This window comes from Candidatus Rokuibacteriota bacterium (assembly GCA_030647435.1).
Lineage (GTDB): Bacteria > Methylomirabilota > Methylomirabilia > Rokubacteriales > CSP1-6 > AR37.
Genome location: JAUSJX010000012.1, coordinates 213,601 through 232,859, shown reverse-complemented (window position 1 = coordinate 232,859; position 19,259 = coordinate 213,601). Strand labels below are relative to the sequence as shown.

The window sequence follows — 19,259 nt, the reverse complement described above, 5'->3', positions numbered from 1 at the left end:
GATTTTATTTGCCTAATTGTTCTGGGCGAAGGGAAGTTTCTTGCCCACAACCGGCAACCGGCTTCCGCTCGCGCGCGAATTGCGTGGCCCTCATCCGAGGTGTGGAGAATCGAGCAGTTACCCGGTGTGGCAGCTATGCAAGCTTTGCGCGTGGCGCAGAGGACTGTAGTTCAGCTACTGGGCAGCGGAGTGCTGACTAGAAGGTCGCGGTAAGCGAGAGCAGACCGCGGTTTTCGCTTCTATCGGGCTGATTGTATTGGTTGCGGGTGTACTGGAGGCTCAGGTTGAGCCAGCGGAGGAGAGACCAGTTGACCCCCGCGTTCGCTGTGAAGTAATCCTGACTCGTGTTCGACTTGGTGTTGCCGATGCCCGTGTTTTCGTTCTGAGTATAGGCTGCCTGGATAAAGCTGCCGATGAACGGCGTGAGCTGGTAGGTGAAGTTCCCCGTGAGGCCCAGCGTTTGGACCACGCCGAAGTTCTGGCCGCTCTGATCCACGCCGCTCTGACCGATTTGGCCACCCTGGTAGGTCGTGCGGTAGTCCTGGAAGATTCCAAGGCTGATCACGCCACGGGCATGGGCATAGCTCGCGTTGATGTTTCCGGTGAACCCGCCTTGATTGGAGGCAACGTCGCTGCTGAGGAGGCTGTAGCCGAGGCTGCCGGAGAATGAGAACCCGGTGGGCAGCCCGTAGGTACCGAAGACCGAGCCGTTCCAGATCTTCAGGTCGTTGAGCGTCTGCATGGAGTAGGAGCCCTGGACTCCCGCCGAGGCGTACGTGCCGAGCTGGTGAGAGACGGAGGCAGAAAACAGGTTGCCAAAGGAGGTCACGTCCTGCTGCATCTCGCTGATCGAGTACTCGTAGCCGACCTGGACGGTATTGAGCGCCCCAACCCGCGTCGAAGCGCTCAAGCCGAAGATCTGGCTGGTGCTGTTCGTATTGTTCTGGCTGGTGCTGTTCGTATCGCTGTTGCTGAAGAACGAGTTCCGGTAGTAGTACTGGGTCTGGAGCAGGTCGATGAGCCAGTCCACGGAGGCCCCGAAGGTATTGGAGGTGAACGTCTGGCGCTCTCGTCGGAGCCCGGAGGAGTCTGCCACGCTAGGGTTATCGTTGCGGTTGAACGAATCAGTGAGCGTGAGGCTGAGCCTGGGGTTGAATGAGTGCCGAATGGAGGCCGACAGACTCGGGAAGGCGTTGAAGTCGATTTCGCCCGTCGAGCTGTCGTGGGTGAGTCCGGAGGTTGCCGACACGCTTCCTTGAGTCTTGGCGGTGTTTATAAGGATAGTGGAGCCGGGGGACAGGGTCGTGCGGAAGTTGCTCTGCTTGCCCTGCGCGCTCGTGCTCAGGTTGAAGTTGTCTGTGTATTGCTCTGACAGCGTAAGCGTCGGGTGGTACTCAAAGGTCGCCCCCGGGGCAATATGTATGGGCGGCACGAAGAGGCCGGGGACATGGCTCTGAGAGGGCGGCGGCGCGACGGGAGGGGTCCACGGGAGCGTCGCCGCCGGCTGCTGCTGGGGACCCGGGGGAGGGCTGGGCTGCTGGGGTGAGGACGGCGTGCTGTCCTGCGACTGGGGTGCCTCGCTTGGCGATGGGGCCGACGGCGTCTGGGCCCAGGCCAGAGGGTGTCCGAGGGGACTTAGGCCGGCGGGAGCGAATCCGAGAAAAACGGCGAACAGCAGTGCGGGGAGGAGCAGCCGCCCCTCCCCGCACTTGACATCAACTCGTCTAGAAAAGCCTCTGCGGGACATAGATTATATCGTCGGGTTTGAGGCTCACGTCAGGGTTCTCATCAGGCGCTCGCATGATCTTATCAACGTCCACGCGGATTCGTTCCTTTTTCTCACCAGTCCTTCCGCGGAGCAGATCGACGCGGCCGGAGGCCGCCAGGGGCGTGAGCCCACCCGCCAGGGTGATTGCCTTGAGCAGGGTCAGGTCAGTGGTGTACTTGAGGGGGGAGGGCGTCCTCACCTCGCCCTGGACATAGACCAAGTCGGCGATCGGGACGACCACAGTGTCTCCGGGCTCGAGCCGGGTGTTCTGGCTGAGGTCGCCCCTCTGGAGCATCTTGTAGAAGTCCACCGCGATGCGCTTGTCGCCCCTCAGCACGTAGCCGTTCTCCGCGTCGCCGCCGGGCACAACTCCGCCGACCACGGAGATGGCCTGCATCAGCGTCATCTCGCGGGTGAGCTGCATCGGCCCGGGCCGGCCGAAGCCCCCGACGAAGTACACCGGGCGACTCTTGATCTCCTTGACGATGACGGTGACGACGGCGCTTTGGACGGTCTTCTCGTAGACCTTGGCCAGGTGGTCCTGGAGCTCCTGTATGGTCTTGCCGGCCACCATGATCTCGCCCACCAGCGGCAGCGAGGTCCGGCCGTCCGGACGGACGAACACCGTCTGATTGAGATCCTTCCGTTCCCACACCTGGACCTCGAGTACGTCCTCGGGTCCGATGATATAAGCCTTGTCGGACACCTGCGCGCGGGGCGCGGACAGCGGCAGGATCAGCACGGCAGCTGAGAGAACCAGCAACAGCCAGCGCAAACGGCTCATGACGTCACACTCCTAAGTGGGTATTGGGTTTCGGGCGCTTCGGAGATGCGCGCCTGAGGCTCGGTGCCGGCCTGGCCGTAGGCCTTCAGCCGGTACTGAAGACAGCGCAGGCTGATGCCGAGCAGGCGCGTGGCACGGGTGCGGTTGCCTCCCACGGCCTTGAGGGTTCGCAGGATATACTCCTGCTCCACTTCGCGCAGCGTGAACCCCACGGGCTCCCGCACGCCCGGCGGGCCGCTCCGCTTGGGCGTCGTCTCCGCAAGCGGCAGCGCATCCACGTCCACGGCGTCGCCGTCGCACAGGACCACCGCCTGCTCGATGCAGTTCTCCAGTTGGCGCACGTTGCCGGGCCAGTCGTAGGAGGTCAACAGCTCGACGGCCTGTGCGGTCAGTTTGGGCATCGGCTTGCGGTGCGCCGCGCTGAACTTTTGCAGGAAGTGCTCGGCCAGCGCGGGGATATCCTCCCGCCGGTTCCGCAGCGGCGGGACCTCGAGCATGACTACCGCGATCCGGTAGTAAAGATCCTCCCGGAAGGTGCCCTCCTCGACGGCGGTGCGCAGGTCCTTGTTGCTTGCGGTGACCAGCCGGATGTCGATGCGCACGGGCTTGGTCCCGCCCACCTTGACGAACTCCCGCGTCTGGATCACGCGCAGGAGCTTAGCCTGAAGCGAGAGCGGCAGCTCGCTGATCTCGTCGATGAAAAGCGTGCCGGTGTGGGCCAGGGAGAAGACTCCGTCGCGGTTCTCGACCGCTCCGGTGAAGGAGCCCCGCACGTGGCCGAAGAGCTGGCTTTCCATGAGCCCCTCGGGGACCGCGGTGCAGTCCAGGGTGACCAGCGGACGGTTGCGGCGCGGGCCGTTCTGGTGGACGGCGCGGGCGACGAGCTCCTTGCCGGTGCCGCTCTCCCCCATGATGCAGACGTTGGCGTCGCCCGGGGCGACCTTCTTGATCTTGGCGATCACATGCCGGAGCTCCTTGGAGTGTCCGATGATCCCGCAGTAGGCCGCCTCCCTCCTGGGGCCCGCCGACCCGCCTGGCCGCCTCGGCGCGCAGCGCTGCTTGAGCGCAGCTCTTAATGCGCCATCCAGGCTCGCAGGGGTGGCGGGCCGAGCCAGACACTCGATGCCCGTCAGAGACTTGAGATGCTCGAGCCCGGGCGCTGCCGGCTCGTCGACCAGGATCAGCCCCGTCTGCGAGCCGCCCAACCGCTTCAGGTGCTGGGCCAGCTGCCATGCCGTGAGCGGGAGCGTGAGGTTCACGATGACCATGTCCGGTTGACCCCAGCTCTTGAGCGCAAGGTGGAACTCGTCGAGGGAGCCGACGAAGCGGGTCTCCCATTCGCTCCCGGCGAGCAGGCCCTGTAGCCGGGGTACCACCTCCAGCGGCTCGTCGAGAACCAGGAGCCTCATGAGCCCGCACCCTCGGCGGCAGCGGATCCCCCGCGAGGCTCGAGTTCCGACGCATACACCACCCGGTTGCCTCCGCGCTCGGCGGCGTGGCCGAGGCACTGGGCCGCCATGACGAGCAGGGTCAGGCGGTCGTGTCCGTGGTGGGGGAAGGAGACCTCGCCGATGCTCAAGGTCAGCCGGTGCGACCGCCCGGCCGGGCGGTCCGTGAACGTCACCTGCTCGATGCCGGTCCGGATCCGGTTGGCAACGCCGATCGCGTCCTCGCCCGAGGTGTAGAGCAACACGATGCCGATGCCGGGTGCCAGACGGCCCACCATATCCGTCGAGCGGACGAACTCGAGGATCTTCTTCAAGATCGCGGCTTCGATCTCCTCCTCGCTCTCCTCACTACCCTCATCAACATCAGGCTTGACGAGGCAGAGCGAGAAGAAGTCCTGATAGCGCGCGGCCCGTCCCGTTTCACGGGTCAACATGTGCTGAAATGCGTACTCGGAAAAGACGCCCGTAGCGGCGTCCACAAAATCGGTCACGAAGAGCTCTCCCATCCTAAGGGGGTCCGTAGAAACATCTGGTTGCATCGCACCCTGAGCCTCGACCCCGAACGGCTCCGGGTCAAATCACAATCCCACGACATGCGCCTCAGGCGCGAGACATCTTGGTGCGCCGGGCCCGATGGCCGTAAAAGCCATTCCACAATGCAAAGTTTGCGCCATCCGCCCTGGGGCCGAGTCGCGGTCTCAGGCCTGCGGGAGACAGGTTCTCCTGTTTCCAGCTACTTAGGTGGCGAAGTAGCCGGAGGAAGAGCTGAGCCGAGCCGCAAATCTCGACCGATTGTTCAGATATCCAGAGAGAACTCCGAAGGAGGAGTTAGGGAAAAACAGGTCAGGAACAGGGAAACTATTTCCCATCAGGCTTCTGGTGCTTGGACTCGTCAAGGCCGGCCGCCCGGATCTTATAGAGCATCGCCTTATAGCTGATCTTGAGTAGCCGTGCGGCCTCCGCCCGATTCCAGCGCACCTGTTCGAGAACCTCCTTGATAACGATTTTCTCAGCGGCGAGGGCGGCTTGCTTCGCCACATCCTTGAGCCCCATCTCCGGCACCGAAGAGGACGCGAGCGGCGGGGCCGACTCGCTCTGCCCCCGAACCAGCCGCGAGGGCAACGGTTGCTGGCGTCGGACTGCGATCTCCTCGGGGATCAGAGCCTCGCTCTGCAGCACCACCGCCCGCTTAATCATGTTCTCCAATTCCCGAACGTTGCCCGGCCAATTGTATTCTTTGAGGAGACGCATGGTCTCGAGGGAAATGTTCGGGGCGGCGCGGTTGTACTGCTGGCAGGACTTCTCCACGAAGTGCTCGACGAGGAACGGAATCTCCTCGCGCCGCTCCCGGAGCGGCGGGATCGAAATCGCCACGACGTTGAGCCGGTAGTAGAGGTCCTCCCGGAACGCCCCCTTGGCCATGACCGAGGCGAGGTCGCGGTTGGTCGCGGCGATGACTCGTGCGTCGGTCTTGATCAGCTCGCTGCCGCCCAACCGGAAGAAGGCGCCGTCCTGGAGCACGTGGAGCAATTTCGCCTGCAGACCCAGCACCATCTCCCCGATCTCGTCGAGGAGGAAGGTGCCCCGGGAGGCCAGCTCGAACTTGCCCGGTTTCCTCCGATGGGCGCCCGTGAAGGCTCCCTTCTCGTGGCCGAACAGCTCCGATTCGAGGAGCTCGCCCGGCAGGGACGCGCAGTTGATCTTGAGGAAGGGCTTGTCGCGCCGGTCGGAGATGTGGTGAATGGCGTTGGCCACCATCTCCTTGCCGGTGCCGCTCTCGCCCTGGAGGAGGATCGTGGTGTTGGTGTCCGCGGCCCGCCTCACGATGTCCTCGACCGCGCGCATGTGCCGGCTTTTCCCAAAAAGGAGCTCGAGGTCCGGGGCCGACGGCTCGACTGCCTCGACGTTCCGGTGGGTCGGCTCGACCGGGGCCGCCCCGTTCTGGATCAGTGCCCGTTTGAGCGCGCCCACGAGCGCCTGGGCTGAAAGGGGCTTCACGAGAAAGTCCGCGGCACCCGCCCGGATGGCGCGGACCACCAGCCCCGTGTTGCTCGCCCTGGACACGGCGAGGGCGACCGTGTCCGAGGTGCCCAGGGTTATCTCCCGGAGCACGCTGAACGCTTCATCGCCCAACTCGTCCACGTCCACCAGGGCCAGCGGGGGGCGGAGATTGGATAGGAGCGCCAATGCCTCGGGCCCCGTTCGGGCCACCAAGGCCGTATGGCCCGCATGCTCGATGGCCCGCTCCAGGGTCTCCCGACTCTCGGGATTGCCGTCCAGGATGAGGACGGAGGCGCCTTTCATGACGCCCGCGAGACTTTCTTCCTTGACCGGCGAGGGCCGGTCAGGATAGTCATACCGTGGCGGTCATGAGAATCCTGGTGGTGGAAGACGAGCCTGTGGTGGCCGAGGTCCTGGCCGACGCCATCAGAGCGGCGGGGTACGAGGCCCTGGTGGCCCTCGACGGCTCCGAGGCTCTGGATGTCCTCGCGGCCACACCGGTGGACGGCGTCTTCATGGACCTCGTCATGCCGGGTCTCAGTGGCCTCACCGTGCTGGCTCAGATCCGCAGCCGTCATCCGCTCCTCCCGGTCGTCGTCATTAGCGGCCACGCGGCCTCTGGGGCCGCCGCGAAGGCCAAGGAACTTGGCGCCGTTGCAGTTCTCGAAAAACCGACCGGCCTGGCACAACTGACCGAAATCCTGTCCAAGCTTCGGTCTGCCTACTGAAGCTGCCCCCAGGCAGGCCCCCTCCTGTCGTCTTCCTTGACGGTTTTGATGGGCAGTGGAGAGATTATGAAGCATTTGCTGGGGAAAACAATACCCAAGTTTCCCCTGTGTCAGCATCTGTGACAGGGGGCTTTCTGAAGTCAAGCAAGTTGTTCACGCGGATTGGGGTACGACCGCACGTTCAGAGTGTCGAGACCATGCAGGTGAGAGTCGTGAGGCGCAGGTACCCGTCGTCTCGGAGCCGAGGGCGACCGTGTGCTCCAGGCGGCAGGGGCCCGTTCCCGCCCTAAGAGCCTGTCGGAGAAGCGCTCCTGTGCGGCGCCGAGCCACGGGCTAAGCTACCAACTACACGACACGTCCCTAAGGCTGCCACAGGGCTGCTGAGGCGACTCGCGCGGCGAGGTCGTCGAGCGTCACACGGTCACGGCTGGTGAGATCGCTGACGTAGCCCACGGCGCTGCCGCCTTCGACCTTGAGGAAGGCCCGGCAGAGCTGGGGCTGCCAGGCTGCGCTCCCCTTCTGAGCCGGGAGCATCACGATGACCCACTGGGTGCTCCGCCTGAAGGGCTCGAAGCCCCACTGCTGCGGCATGTTCCAGCCGAGGGCCCCGGCCACCTCCACGCTGACGACCGGCCGATCCTCGCGCCCGTGGAGCACGCGAAGGACGCGGACGTCCATGATCCGGTCGGCGTGCACGTCGAGCACCTCGACGTGGGCCACGAGCTCCGTGGTGCCGAAGCGCTTGCCTGGCTGTTGAAAGGGGAAGTGAACGCAGCTGAGCGCCGCAGCCGGCGCCGCGTGGGCAAGCGTCAGGAGTGCGAGGGCCGCGATCCTCCCGAGCCCCCCACGGCCGGCGCCCATCAGAAGCGCACGCGGATGCGGTAGCTGAGCTTGGTCTCGCCTTCCTTCGGCACGGGGATCTTCCACCGCGCCGTGAAGGCCTGGATCTTCTCGTGCGGGTGGCTCGCGCGGATCACCTCCCAGTCTCCGGGCATGGGCTCGACGACCTCGACGGTCACGGCCTCTTTCTTGTGGTTCCGCAGCGAGATCTCCCACTCGACCTCGTAGAGGTTCGAGGCGATCCGCTTCCAGTCCTTCTGGGTGCGCTCGCCGATCACGTCGAAGGCGTCGCCCATCTTGATCTTGATCCTCTCGTCCTTGGGCGTGTGGTCGACCCAGTCCTCGCCGATCAGCTGCTGGCTGCCGGAGGTATCGGCCTTGTAGACCCGCACGCGACCCTTGGGGATCGGCATGCCGAGCCGGTTCTCCTTGCTGTTCTTGAGCTCGAGGTAGACGCCGACCTTCTGGTTGGACATGGGGACGCCGTATTGCGTCCGGTAGTACTCGGCGGCGCCGTAGTAGATGAAGTGCTTGTCCACCGGCACGTCGGAAGCGGACATCAGCGAGAGCTGCTTGGTCTGGTTGTCCTTGATGGTCGTCCGGCCGTCGAGGGTGTACAGGTGGTACTCGAAGAAACCTTCGGACTTGAAGTCGCGCTCGGCCGCCACCGACGATGCCGCCTTGGCCGCCATGTCCATCATGCGCCCTTCCTGGCGCCGGTCCTTCGCGCGGTTGATGTCGCCCGCGACCAGCTTGAGCGCGGCGTTCGAATAGGTCGCGCCGCTCTTGTTGTCGATCGTGACCCAGCCGGTCAGGTCGCTCTTGTTGTCGGCGGCGTTGATGACCATGACGTAGTCGGCCTTCCAGTTGATGCCCCCGGTGAGATAGGAGGCCTCGACGCGCTGGGCCGCCGCCTTGGTGTTGCGCAGGAGCCAGACGAGCGTCGGCTTCGAGACCAGGTTCTCGGGCAGCGCCGGCAGAACGACCTGTCCGTAGTGGCTCATGTGGATCTGCCCGTTGATCTCGTAGACGGGCCCGTTGGTGCTCAGCAGCGTCGCTTCCTGGTACGAGCCGTTCGACTGGTAGAGGCGGACCTTCTTGCCCACGTACTTCTCCATGAGCTTGCCGGAGGTCAGGAGGTCGTACTCGTAGTTTTGCCCGAGGATCTTCAGCCCGGACGGATCGGTCAGCGACTTGAGGTGGACCGATGTCGGGTCGATCTGCGCGGCGACGTCGGCGAACTGGACCTCGAGCATGCCGGCGTCGAAACGGACCTCGCGGGTGTCCTTCACGAGGCCGAGGTTGCCGTTGTAGATGGTGACCATCAGGTCCTTCTGGTCGTCGCGCGTGATGGCCTGCGGCGCCGCCGCCACAAGCTGGGCGCTCCAGAGCGCCACCACAAGAGTCAGAGCAATCAGCCGCTTGGTCATGGGTCCATCCTCTGCATGTATTATATGTGCCCGGTATTGGGCGCTTCTGGAGGGTTAGACCGGACGGGCGGGGAGAAGTTCCCGGGCTACTCGGAGATGCGGATGCTGAGGCGGATCTGCGGAGGGTCGGTGGGCAGGGCCGCCGGCTGGCCCTCAGGGGTCCAGGCTCCGAGTGTCGTGAGGCCGCGGACGAAGTCGGCGTAGCGGGCTTCCGGGACCAGGACTTCGACCACCGTCGCCCCCAGCTCCTGGCGGCGCCCGGTCTCGCTGCCCCCGAGGCGAACGAGGAGATCAGCCAGGCCCCGCACGGCCGCCGGGCGGCTCTTGACGTTGAGACGGCCAAGCACGCCGGACATGGCCGACTGGCGCTTGGCCGACATCGCCGGCGGCGCCGGGGCGAGCGCCCCGGACTGTCCCTCGGCCGCGTCCCGACTCTTCGCCCACGATTCAGCGGGAGGCGCGGCGGGAGCGGGAGCGCTGGATGCCGCGACCTGGGGAGCGGGCGCGGCCTGGGAGGTGGGGGCGCCCGCCTTCTGGAGACGGTCGGCGTCGGCTTCCTTCTTGGGGTCCTGCTTGAACTCCTGCGTTGAGGGAGGGGAGGACTGCGGAGAGTCGAGCCGCCTCCCGTCGCGCACGGCATTTTCGGTCTCGCGGGCGGCCTGGGGCGCGGGCTCGGACAAATTCCCCGAATCGACCTTGCCCGCCTTCAAATCCTTCTGGCTCGGGGCGGGCGGCGAAGTCGGCGCGGCCGGCGTTGTGCCGGAAGGTTCCGACCGAGATGCGGGCGATTGGAGCTCGGGCCGCGCAGCGTCCCTCCACTCGGGAGTGCGCTGAAGAAGATAGACGCCGAGGACGGCGATGACGAGCATGGCCGCGGCCTGGACAGGCAGCTTGATGTTCAGCGGCAGGAAGAGCCGGCGCCCGAGCCTGCGATACCAGGGGACGGGATGGTCCGCGGCCATCACGCGGTCGACGAAGCCCACCGGCGCCCGTGGACGCTCGACGCGCGAGAGGAGCGAGACCGTCGCCCGCAGCCGGTCGAGCTCCCGGCGGCAGTCCGGGCAGCCGTCGAGGTGGGCTCCAACCTCGGCGCGCTCGGGCACGGCCAGGGCCAGGTCGAGCAAGTCGGACAGCCGCTCTCGCGTCTCGTGGCAGTTCATGGCAGGAACCGCTCCAACTTCTCCTTGAGGTCCATGCGCGCCCGGTGAAGCCGCGACCGTACCGTGCCCAGCTCGAGACCGAGCGCCAGGGCGATCTCCTCGTAGGAGAGACCTTCGAGGTCTCTCAGGACGATCACGACCCGGCGCTCCTCGGGCAGCTCCGCGATGGCGCGGTGGAGCGCTTCCTCGAGCTCGCCGCGCTCCGCCTGGACCTCGGGTCCGCCGCCTTCATCGGCCACCCGAAGCAGGATCTCTTCGCCGTGACGGACCGCCCTGCGATCTCCCGACGCCAGCCGGTTGAGGCAGAGTCGGGAGACGATGGTGTAGAGCCACGTGGAGAGCTTGGCATCCCCGCGGAATTCGCCAAGGCTCCGGTGCGCGCGCAGGAAGGCTTCCTGCGCCACCTCTTCGGCTTCGGCCGCGCCGCTGAGCATGCGCAGGGCCACGCCGAACACGCGATGCTGGTGGGAGGCGACGAGCTCTTCGAAGGCCCGCGCGTCGGCCGCCCGCAGCCTGTCGAGGAATTCCGGGGCATCGGCGGCATCTCCTTCCCGCACGTTAAGACCATAGCGCGGGCGGAAAGTTCCCTGTGACAGAAATGATAGACTTGCCCGGCGATGACCAAGGGAGAGCGAGTCCGGGCAGCGCTTGCCCGGCGGCCGGTGGACCGGCCGCCGGTGGCGTTCTGGCGGCATGTCCCCGAGGTCGACCATACCTCGGCGGGCCTCGCCGAGGCCATGCTCGCCTTCCAGCGCAAGTGGGACCTAGACTTCATCAAGATCATGTCGAGCGGCGTCTACTGCGTCGAGGACTGGGGGTGCAGGGTCGCGTACCGGGGATCCCCCAACGGCGCAAAGACGTGCACGCAGCACGCTATCCGGGAGGTCTCGGACTGGGCGAAGCTCAAGGCTCTCGACCCGGGGCAGGGGGCGCTCGGGCGTGAGCTCGAGGCGCTCCGGCTCATCCTCGCAGACAGGAGCGACGACGTCCCGGTGCTGCACACCGTGTTCGCCCCCCTCACCATCGCGCGCAAGCTGGCGGGCGACCGGCTGCTCGGCGACCTCAGAGATCATCCGGACGCCGTCATGGCCGCGCTCGATACCATCACGGAGACGGTCATCCGCTACGTCGCCGCCGTGGCGCAGGTCGGGGCCGACGGCATCTTCTACGCCTCGCAGGACGCCAGCCGCGACGTGCTGGACGAGGGCGAGCACGCGAGGTTCAGCATGCCGTACTCCTGGCGGATGCTCGAGAGCCTGAACGGCAGCACCCTCTTCACGATGCTCCACCTCCACGGCGAGCACATCTACTTCGACCGGAAGGCGACCTTGCCGGTGGCGGCCGTGAACTGGCACGACAGGCTGACCGCGCCGTCGCTCGGCGATGCGCTCAGGCGCTTCAGTGGGGCGGTGGCCGGCGGGCTCAACGAGAAGGAGACGCTGCTCGAGGGCCCGGCCTCGGCCGTGGCGGCCGAAGTCGCCGACGCCATTGGGCAGACCGGGGGCATAGGGGTCATCATCGCGCCGGGCTGCGTGCTGCCGCTCGCCGCTCCCGATGAATACCTCGACGCGGCGGTGCGGGCGGTCAAAGGAGCCGGGGCGTGAGGCTCCGCCTGGCGGCATGCGCCGCGGCGGCGATGCTCATCCTGCTCCCGGGCGGCGGGGGAGCCCAGCCCCAGGGCGAGCTCCGCGTCGCCATCCCGTGGACGCCCGAGAACCTCGACCCGACCATGAACCTCTCGTCCATCCGGGCGATGGTCGGCGTCAGCATCTTCGATTCGCTGGTCGGGCGCGACGCGGACAACCGCATCGTGCCCCAGCTGGCCGAGTCGTGGCGGCTCGTCGATGACACGACGTGGCAGCTCAAGCTCAGGCGCGGCGTCGTGTTCCACGACGGCGAGTCCTTCAACGCCGAGGCGGTGCGGTTCACCTTCCAGCGGGTGCTCGATCCGGAGCAGAAGTCGCCCAACCGCGCCAACATGGCCGAGATCGCGCGGGTGGACGTCATCGACGACTACACGGTGAACCTCGTCACCCGCCAGCCGTACGCGCCGCTCATCAACCGGCTGCTGGACTTTCCCATGGTGCCGCCGAAGTACACCGCCGAGAAGGGCAACCAGGGCATGGCGCTCAAGCCCGTCGGCACGGGGCCCTACCGCTTCGTCGAGCTTGTCAAGGACGACCGTCTGGTCGTCGAGGCCTTCGACCGCCACTGGCGGGGAGCACCCAAGATCAGGAGGGTCATCTACAAGCCCATCCCCGAGCCCTTCACGCGGGCGGCGGCGCTCCGAAACAACGAGGTCGACCTCATCACGACGGTCCCGCCGAGCCTCGCGCGCGAGCTGGAGCGTGTCGGTGGCCTCCGCGTTCAGCGCGTGCCCAGCAGCTGGATCATCTACCTGGGGCTCAATGCTTTCAAGAAGCCGCTGTCCGACGTGCGGGTCCGCCAGGCGCTCAACTACGCGACGGACGTCGACGCCATCGTCAAGAACGTGCTCGAGGGCAGCGGCCGAAGGCTCGAGGGGCCGCTCACGCCGCAGATGTTCGGATACGACGCGAGCGTCAAGGGTTATGTGCATGACCCGGCGCGGGCGCGGAAGCTTCTCGCCGAGGCAGGCTATCCAGACGGCCTGGAAATCACGCTCGAGTCGCCCGCGGGGCGCTACCAGGGCGACAAGGAAATAGCCGAGGCCCTTGGGGGACAGTGGCAGAAGGCCGGGTTCAAGCCCAAGGTGCAGGTGGCCGAGTGGGGCGCCTACTTCAAGCGTTATCTCGGCAAGCAGTTCCAGGACGCCTACCTCCTGGGTCTCGGTGGGCCGATGCAGGACGGCGACGAGCTCTATAATCTAGTTTCGTCCAAGGGCCGCGGCCTCTACTACAAGAACGAGCGCGTCGATGCCCTCTTCGACCTTGGGCGCGGCACCATGGACGCGGCCAAGCGACGCCAGGTCTACCGCGACCTGGCTCGCGCCATGGTCGAAGACGCGACCTGGGTCTTCCTGCTCCAGCAGGTGGACATCTACGCGAGCCGCGACCGCGTGAGCTGGACCCCGCGGTCGGATCAGTGGATGCCACTGCACGAGGCGGCGCTCCGGTGAGGGTGTCGCGCCGGCTCCGGCCCCACGGGTCCGTGAGCTGTTCGACCTCACCGATCGTGTGTCGGAGCTTCTGAAGGAAGTCCAGGGCGACAAGTAGGGCCGTCGCGCCGTCTGCGCGCAGTGCGGTGCCGAGCCATTGAGCGATTCGCTCTTAGTGCCTGAAATGTCCTGATCCGCGGCGAGCCACCCACAGGCTTATCCACGGGCCTCCCACAACTTCCGTGGACAAGTCCTGTGCTATCCTACGGCGCGTATGTCCCGCCTGAACCTGCTCGACCTCCTGCCCTCGGAGCTCGAAGATCTCGCTGAGTCGCTCTGCGCGCCCCGGTATCGGGGCCGCCAGATTGCCTCGTGGCTCTACGGAAAGGGCGCCACGGACATTGAGGCCATGTCCGACCTGCCTCGGGACTTCCGGGCGGCCTTGGGTGGGAGGGCGACGGTGGCGGTGCCTCAGATCGAGAGGCGAACGCCTTCCCAGGACGGCAGCCAGAAGCTCGTGCTGACCCTGGAGGACGGCGCCCGCATCCAGTCGGTCCTCATGCCCGACCGCGACCGCCTGACCCTGTGCGTCTCGACCCAGATCGGCTGCGGTTTCGCGTGCGCCTTCTGCCTGACCGGCACCATGGGGCTCGAGCGCAACCTCACGGCAGGGGAGATCGTGGGGCAGGTCCTGGCGGCGCGCGCGACGCTCGGGTCCGGGGAGCGCATCACCCACATCGTCTATATGGGCATGGGCGAGCCGCTGGCCAACTACGCCGCGACCGTCCAGTCTCTCCGGATCCTGACCGATCCCAAGGCCTTCGGCTTCTCGCCCCGCCGGATCACCGTCTCGACCGTCGGGCTCGTCGGCGGGATCGAGCGCCTCGCCAAGGAGAACCTCAAGGTCAACCTGGCTATCTCGCTCCACGCGACCAGCAACGAGATCCGCGACAGGATCATGCCGGTGAACAAGGGCTTCGCTATTGAGGAACTGCTCGAGGCCTGCCGCCGCTTCCCCGTTGCCTTCCGCCAGCGCATCACCTTCGAGTACGTCCTGCTCGAGGGCGTCAACGACGCTCCAGAGGACGCGCGCCGGCTGGTGCGGCTGCTCAAGGGCATCCGGGCGAAGATCAACCTGATCCCCTTCAACGACTGGGAGGACTCGGGCTTCCAGCGCCCGGCGCTCCACCGGATCATGGGCTTTCAGGAGCTCCTGCTCGAGCACGGCATCCGGGCGACCGTTAGGTGGAGCAAGGGCGAGGATATCGGGGCGGCCTGCGGGCAGCTCAAGGAGGCAGTCGAAGTATGAGCGGCGGCCAACTGGCTAATTCAAGGACGGTCGGTTTCGCCACGCTCGGCTGCCGGCTCAACCAGGTCGAGTCCCAGGAGATGCGGGCGCTCGTCGAGCAGGCCGGGTACCGGGCGGTGGAGGAAGGCGCTCCGGCCCACGTCTATGTCGTCAACACGTGCACGGTCACCAGCCGTGCCGACTTCTCCGACCGGCAGGCGATCCGGCGCATCACGCGCGCCAACCCTGACGCGCTCGTCGTCGTCACCGGCTGCCTGGCCCAGACCGACCCGGAGGCGCTCGCCCGCATGCCCGGCGTCGACCTCGTCCTCGGCAACCAGGAGAAATACCGGCTGCCCGAGCTGCTCGACTCTCTCGTCAAGCGGGACCGGCCGGAGGTGCGGGTCGGGCCGATCGCCGATGCCCGCGAGGTGCCCGCGGCGCCAGTCCACCGCATGAGCGGGCGATCGCGCGCCTTCGTCAAGATTCAGGACGGCTGCCAGCATCGATGCGCCTTCTGTATCGTGCCGGCGGCCCGCGGCGGGAGCCGGAGCCAGGAGCCGAAGGTCCTCGTGGAGCAGCTCGAGGCGCTGGTCGGGGCGGGCTACGGCGAGATCACGCTCACAGGGGTGGACATCGGCCACTACGGTTGGGACCTCTTGCCCCGGACGAGCCTGGCGCTCCTGGTGACGCGGCTCGCGGAGGTCCCAGGCCTGCGTTGGCTCAGGCTCTCCTCGGTGCTGCCGTCCTACTTCACACCGGAGCTCATCCAGGCTGTCACGATGCTCCCGGTCGTCGCGCCGCACCTGCACCTGCCGCTTCAAAGCGGCAGCGACCGGGTCCTTCGGCTCATGCGCCGGCCGTACAATACGACCATGTACCGGACGCTCGCCGAGCGGCTCGCGGCGGCCATCCCCGACCTTGGGCTCGGCGCGGACGTCATCGTCGGACACCCGGGCGAGGAGGAGGCCGACTTCGAGGCGACGATGGCCCTCGTCGGGGAGCTGCCGCTCTCCTACCTTCACGTCTTCGCGTACTCGGACCGCAAGGGCACGGAAGGGGCGAAGATGGGGCACCGCGTGGCGGCCTCAGCGATCCGCGAGCGCAGCAGCAGGCTCCGCGCGCTCGGTGTCGACAAGGGCGTGGCCTTCAGGCGAGCACTGCTGGGGCGCGCCGTCGAGGTGCTGGTGCTCGAGGAGCGCCAGGCGGACGGCGGGCTGACCGGGCTGACATCCAACTACGTCGAGGTGAGCTTCGCCGGGCCCGAGGGGTTGGGGCGGCGCTTCGCGACCGTGCGGCTGACGGAAACCGACCGCCGTGGCGCGCGCGGCGTCCTGGAAGCGGCGTGAGCCCGCCCCGAGCCGCGAGCGAGCTGACCGTCGGGGTCATCGGCGGCAGCGGGCTGTACGAGATGGAGGGGCTGGAGGACATCCGCTGGGTCAAGGTCCGGACCCCGTTCGGTGATCCTTCGGACGCCTACTGCACCGGCCGGTTCGGCGGCCGGCGCGTGATCTTCCTGCCGCGTCACGGCCGCGGCCATCGGCTGACTCCATCGGAGCTCAACTACCGGGCCAACATCTACGGCATGAAGAAGCTCGGCGCCCAGGCACTCGTCTCCATCAGCGCGGTGGGCAGCATGAAGGAGGATATCCATCCTCTGGAGCTCGTTGTGCCCGACCAGTTCTACGACCACACCAGGCGCCGGGTCGGGTCCTTCTTCGGGGAGGGGATCGTGGCCCATGTCGGCATGGCCCACCCCGTGTGCGCCGGGGTTGCGGCGGCGCTGGCGCAGGCTGGGCGCGACGTGGGCGCCCGGGTCCACCGGGGCGGCACGTACATCTGCATCGAGGGTCCGCACTTCTCGACCAAGGGCGAGTCGGAGATCTACCGCCGCTGGGGCGTGTCGATCATCGGCATGACCAACATGCCGGAGGCCAAGCTCGCGCGCGAGGCCGAGCTGTGCTACGCGACGCTGGCCCTCGTGACGGACTACGACGTGTGGCACGAGGAGCACGACGCCGTGACCGTGGAGGCGGTGGTCGCCAACCTGATGAAGAACGTCGCGACGGCCAAGGAGGTCCTCCGCCGCGTGATCTCCCGCATTCCCGCCTCGTGCGGCCAGGGCTGTCCGGACGCGCTCCGGAGCGCTGTCATCACGGATCCCAAGGCTTTCCCGCCGAAAGTCCGGAAGCGCCTCGGCTTCCTGCTCGACAAGTACTTCCCGGCCGCACGGAAAGGACCCCGGCGTGGCTGATCTCGTGGTCGTGGGCTCGGTGGCGCTCGACAGCGTCAAGACGCCGTTCGGCAAGGTGACCGAGGCGCTGGGCGGCTCGGCGACGTATTTCTCCTACGCGGCGAGCTTCTTCACCCAGGTGCGCGTGGTGGGTGCCGTGGGCACGGACTTCCCGAAGGAGCACCTCGAGTTGCTGAGGGGACGAGGCGTGGACGTCACGGCGCTCGAGGTGTTGGCAGGCCAGAAGACGTTCCGGTGGACGGGGGAGTACGGCTTCGACCTCAACGAGGCGCGGACGCTCGACGTGCAGCTGAATGCCTTCGCGGCTTTCAAGCCGAATCTCGGGCCGGTGCACCGGAAGGCGCGCTTCCTGTTCCTCGCGAACATCGATCCGGTCCTCCAGCTGGGGGTCCTCGAGCAGATGGAGCGGCCCGCGCTCACCGCGCTCGACACCATGAACTTCTGGATCGAGGGTAAGCGGGTGGACCTCCTCCGCGTGCTGGCGCGGGCGGACGTCCTGCTCATCAACGACGCCGAGGCGCGCATGCTGGCGGGCGAGCCCAACCTGATCAAGGCGGCGCGGACGATCGGCGAGATGGGCCCCCGGACCGTGGTGATCAAGCGCGGCGAATACGGCGCCCTCCTGGTGTCGAGCGGCCAGTACTTCTTCGCTCCGGCTTTCCCGCTCGAGGCCGTCTTCGACCCGACCGGTGCGGGGGACACCTTCGCCGGCGGCTTCATGGGTTACCTCGCGCAGCAGGACGCCACGGACCCGGCCTCCCTCCGGCGGGCCATGGTGAGGGGAGCCGCCATGGCCTCCTTCACGGTGGAAGATTTCTCGCTGGAGAGGCTCAAGCGACTGGAGCGGCGCGAGATCGAGGAACGGCTCCTGGCCTTCGCAGAGATGGTCCGCCTGGAGGGGTAGCGTGGACGCCGCGCTTGCCGCGAAGCACGAAAGCCTCCTCGGGATCATCCGGGGGATGGGCCAGGTCCTCGTGGCGTTCTCAGGCGGTGTGGACTCGACCTTCCTCGCGCGCGCGGCGCGGGAGGCCCTCGGTGACCGCGTCGTGCTGGTCACGGCGGATTCCGAGACGTATCCCGCCTCGGAGCTCGACGAGACACGGCGGCTCGCGGATCTGCTCGGCATGCGGCATCTGGTGGTCAAGACTCGCGAGCTGGACAATCCGCAGTACGCGCTGAATTCTCCCAATCGCTGCTTCTTCTGCAAGGAGGAGCTTTTCGCGAAGCTCGGCCCGATCGCGCGACAGCACGGCGACGCGATCATGGTCTACGGCGCCAACATGGACGACCTGGGCGACCATCGGCCGGGCATGGACGCGGCCAAGGCGGCCGGCGTGAGGGCCCCCCTGATCGAAGCCGGGATGTGGAAGGAAGAGATCCGGGCGCTCTCCCGCGAGCTTGGGCTGCCGACCTGGGATAAGCCCTCCTTCGCGTGTCTGTCCTCCCGCTTCCAGTACGGTGAAGCCATCACCCCCGAGAAGCTCAGGCTCATTGACGCGGCCGAAGCCTTCATCCGGAGCCTCGGCTTCCGTCAGTTTCGGGTGCGGCACCACGACAGGCTGGCGCGCCTCGAGCTGCCGCCGGAAGAGATGGGGCGGCTCTTCGAGGACGGGCGGCACGAGGCGATCGTGAAGCGCTTTCGCGAGCTGGGCTATCTCTACGTCACGCTGGACCTCCAGGGGTTCCGGAGCGGCAGCGCGAACGAGGCACTGGCATGGATAAAGAAAAAGTAAGGCAGCTCCTCGAGTCGGTCGCGAGAGGAACGCTCCAGCCAGACCAGGCGCTGGCGCGGCTCCGCGATCTGCCCGTCGACGACCTCCGCTTCGCCCGCGTGGATTTGCATCGCTCGCTGCGGCACGGCGTGCCGGAGGCCGTGTTCTGCCAGGGCAAGACTCCCGAGCAGGTGGTGGCCATCGTCAGGCGCCTCGCTGAGAGTCACGACAACATTCTGGCGACGCGTGCGGAGCCGGCGGTGATCGACGCCCTGACGGTCTCCGGGCTCGAGTGCGCGGTTCACACGGACGCACGGCTGGTCGTTGTCAAGCCACTGGGCCACGCGGGCGTCGGACTCATCATGGTTGTGAGTGCCGGCACTTCGGATCTGCCCGTGGCCGAGGAGGCCGCGGTAACGGCGGAGGCGATGGGCAACCGCGTCGAGCGGCTCTATGACTGCGGCGTGGCCGGACTCCACCGCCTCGTCCCGCACCTCGACCGGCTCAACGAGGCCAACGTGATCATCGCCGTGGCGGGCATGGAGGGCGCTCTGCCGAGCGTGATCGGCGGCCTCGTGGACCGGCCGGTGATCGCGGTGCCGACGAGCGTGGGCTACGGCGCCTCCTTCGGCGGGGTGGCGGCGCTGCTGGCCATGCTCAACTCGTGCGCGCCGGGGGTGTCGGTGGTCAACATAGACAACGGCTACGGCGCTGCCGCCCAAGCCAACCAGATCAACAAGCTCGCCTCCAAGGTCCGCTGAGGTTATACG

18 protein-coding genes are annotated in these 19,259 nt (G+C 66.9%); 9 read left to right on the top strand and 9 right to left on the bottom strand.

Going from position 1 to position 19,259, the window contains the following annotated elements; translation table 11 throughout:
• Positions 1-196 precede the first annotated feature (196 nt).
• The 5 genes from Q7W02_03055 to Q7W02_03035 all read right to left on the bottom strand — a co-directional run bounded on the left by Q7W02_03055 (position 197) and on the right by Q7W02_03035 (position 6,304).
• Positions 197-1,096, bottom strand: a complete 900-nt coding sequence (locus Q7W02_03055) for a hypothetical protein (GenBank protein MDO8475169.1) — start codon at positions 1,094-1,096, stop codon at positions 197-199.
• Positions 1,097-1,724: 628 nt separating this feature from the next.
• Positions 1,725-2,552, bottom strand: coding sequence for a polysaccharide biosynthesis/export family protein (locus Q7W02_03050; GenBank protein ID MDO8475168.1), 828 nt, complete (start codon positions 2,550-2,552; stop codon positions 1,725-1,727).
• The gene (locus Q7W02_03045) at positions 2,549-3,961 is read right to left on the bottom strand and encodes a sigma-54 dependent transcriptional regulator (protein ID MDO8475167.1); all 1,413 of its coding nucleotides are present in this window, start codon (positions 3,959-3,961) and stop codon (positions 2,549-2,551) included. The genes Q7W02_03050 and Q7W02_03045 overlap by 4 nt, the downstream gene beginning before the upstream one ends.
• Positions 3,958-4,491: a diguanylate cyclase gene (locus Q7W02_03040; GenBank protein MDO8475166.1), complete on the bottom strand. Its 534-nt coding sequence runs from the start codon at positions 4,489-4,491 to the stop codon at positions 3,958-3,960. The genes Q7W02_03045 and Q7W02_03040 overlap by 4 nt, the downstream gene beginning before the upstream one ends.
• Before the next feature lie 367 nt (positions 4,492-4,858).
• On the bottom strand, positions 4,859-6,304 hold the full coding sequence (locus Q7W02_03035; GenBank protein MDO8475165.1) for a sigma-54 dependent transcriptional regulator: 1,446 nt from the start codon (positions 6,302-6,304) through the stop codon (positions 4,859-4,861).
• A gap of 65 nt (positions 6,305-6,369) precedes the next feature.
• On the opposite strand from Q7W02_03035, the gene Q7W02_03030 reads away from it, so the two are divergent.
• Positions 6,370-6,729, top strand: coding sequence for a response regulator (locus Q7W02_03030; GenBank protein MDO8475164.1), 360 nt, complete (start codon positions 6,370-6,372; stop codon positions 6,727-6,729).
• A 360-nt stretch (positions 6,730-7,089) separates the two neighbouring features.
• Here Q7W02_03030 and Q7W02_03025 read toward each other — a convergent pair whose 3' ends face one another.
• From Q7W02_03025 to Q7W02_03010, 4 genes are all read right to left on the bottom strand, one after another.
• Positions 7,090-7,590 carry a hypothetical protein gene (locus Q7W02_03025; GenBank protein MDO8475163.1) on the bottom strand — a complete coding sequence of 167 codons (501 nt, stop codon included), beginning with the start codon at positions 7,588-7,590 and terminating at the stop codon, positions 7,090-7,092.
• Complete coding sequence (locus Q7W02_03020) at positions 7,590-8,999, bottom strand: DUF4139 domain-containing protein (GenBank protein ID MDO8475162.1); 1,410 nt, start codon at positions 8,997-8,999, stop codon at positions 7,590-7,592. Before Q7W02_03020 ends, Q7W02_03025 begins: the two co-directional genes overlap by 1 nt.
• 86 nt (positions 9,000-9,085) lie before the next feature.
• A complete protein-coding gene (locus Q7W02_03015; protein MDO8475161.1) occupies positions 9,086-10,159 on the bottom strand; it encodes a zf-HC2 domain-containing protein in 1,074 nt (357 codons plus the stop codon).
• Positions 10,156-10,716, bottom strand: coding sequence for a sigma-70 family RNA polymerase sigma factor (locus Q7W02_03010; GenBank protein ID MDO8475160.1), 561 nt, complete (start codon positions 10,714-10,716; stop codon positions 10,156-10,158). The genes Q7W02_03015 and Q7W02_03010 overlap by 4 nt, the downstream gene beginning before the upstream one ends.
• A gap of 60 nt (positions 10,717-10,776) precedes the next feature.
• Between Q7W02_03010 and Q7W02_03005 the strand changes: the two genes are divergently transcribed.
• The 8 genes from Q7W02_03005 (at position 10,777) to larB (ending at position 19,250) form a co-directional block, all read left to right on the top strand.
• A complete protein-coding gene (locus Q7W02_03005; protein ID MDO8475159.1) occupies positions 10,777-11,763 on the top strand; it encodes a uroporphyrinogen decarboxylase family protein in 987 nt (328 codons plus the stop codon).
• A complete protein-coding gene (locus Q7W02_03000; GenBank protein MDO8475158.1) occupies positions 11,760-13,256 on the top strand; it encodes an ABC transporter substrate-binding protein in 1,497 nt (498 codons plus the stop codon). The genes Q7W02_03005 and Q7W02_03000 overlap by 4 nt, the downstream gene beginning before the upstream one ends.
• Positions 13,257-13,509: 253 nt before the next feature.
• Entirely contained in the window at positions 13,510-14,544 is a 1,035-nt protein-coding gene (gene rlmN / locus Q7W02_02995) for a 23S rRNA (adenine(2503)-C(2))-methyltransferase RlmN (protein ID MDO8475157.1), read from the top strand.
• The gene (mtaB, locus tag Q7W02_02990; protein ID MDO8475156.1) at positions 14,541-15,872 is read left to right on the top strand and encodes a tRNA (N(6)-L-threonylcarbamoyladenosine(37)-C(2))-methylthiotransferase MtaB; all 1,332 of its coding nucleotides are present in this window, start codon (positions 14,541-14,543) and stop codon (positions 15,870-15,872) included. Before rlmN ends, mtaB begins: the two co-directional genes overlap by 4 nt.
• On the top strand, positions 15,869-16,777 hold the full coding sequence (gene mtnP, locus Q7W02_02985; protein ID MDO8475155.1) for an S-methyl-5'-thioadenosine phosphorylase: 909 nt from the start codon (positions 15,869-15,871) through the stop codon (positions 16,775-16,777). The genes mtaB and mtnP overlap by 4 nt, the downstream gene beginning before the upstream one ends.
• On the top strand, positions 16,770-17,681 hold the full coding sequence (locus Q7W02_02980) for a PfkB family carbohydrate kinase (GenBank protein ID MDO8475154.1): 912 nt from the start codon (positions 16,770-16,772) through the stop codon (positions 17,679-17,681). The genes mtnP and Q7W02_02980 overlap by 8 nt, the downstream gene beginning before the upstream one ends.
• A 1-nt stretch (position 17,682) precedes the next feature.
• Entirely contained in the window at positions 17,683-18,510 is an 828-nt protein-coding gene (gene larE / locus Q7W02_02975) for an ATP-dependent sacrificial sulfur transferase LarE (GenBank protein ID MDO8475153.1), read from the top strand.
• Complete coding sequence (gene larB, locus Q7W02_02970) at positions 18,492-19,250, top strand: nickel pincer cofactor biosynthesis protein LarB (protein ID MDO8475152.1); 759 nt, start codon at positions 18,492-18,494, stop codon at positions 19,248-19,250. The genes larE and larB overlap by 19 nt, the downstream gene beginning before the upstream one ends.
• The last annotated feature ends 9 nt before the right edge of the window (positions 19,251-19,259 follow it).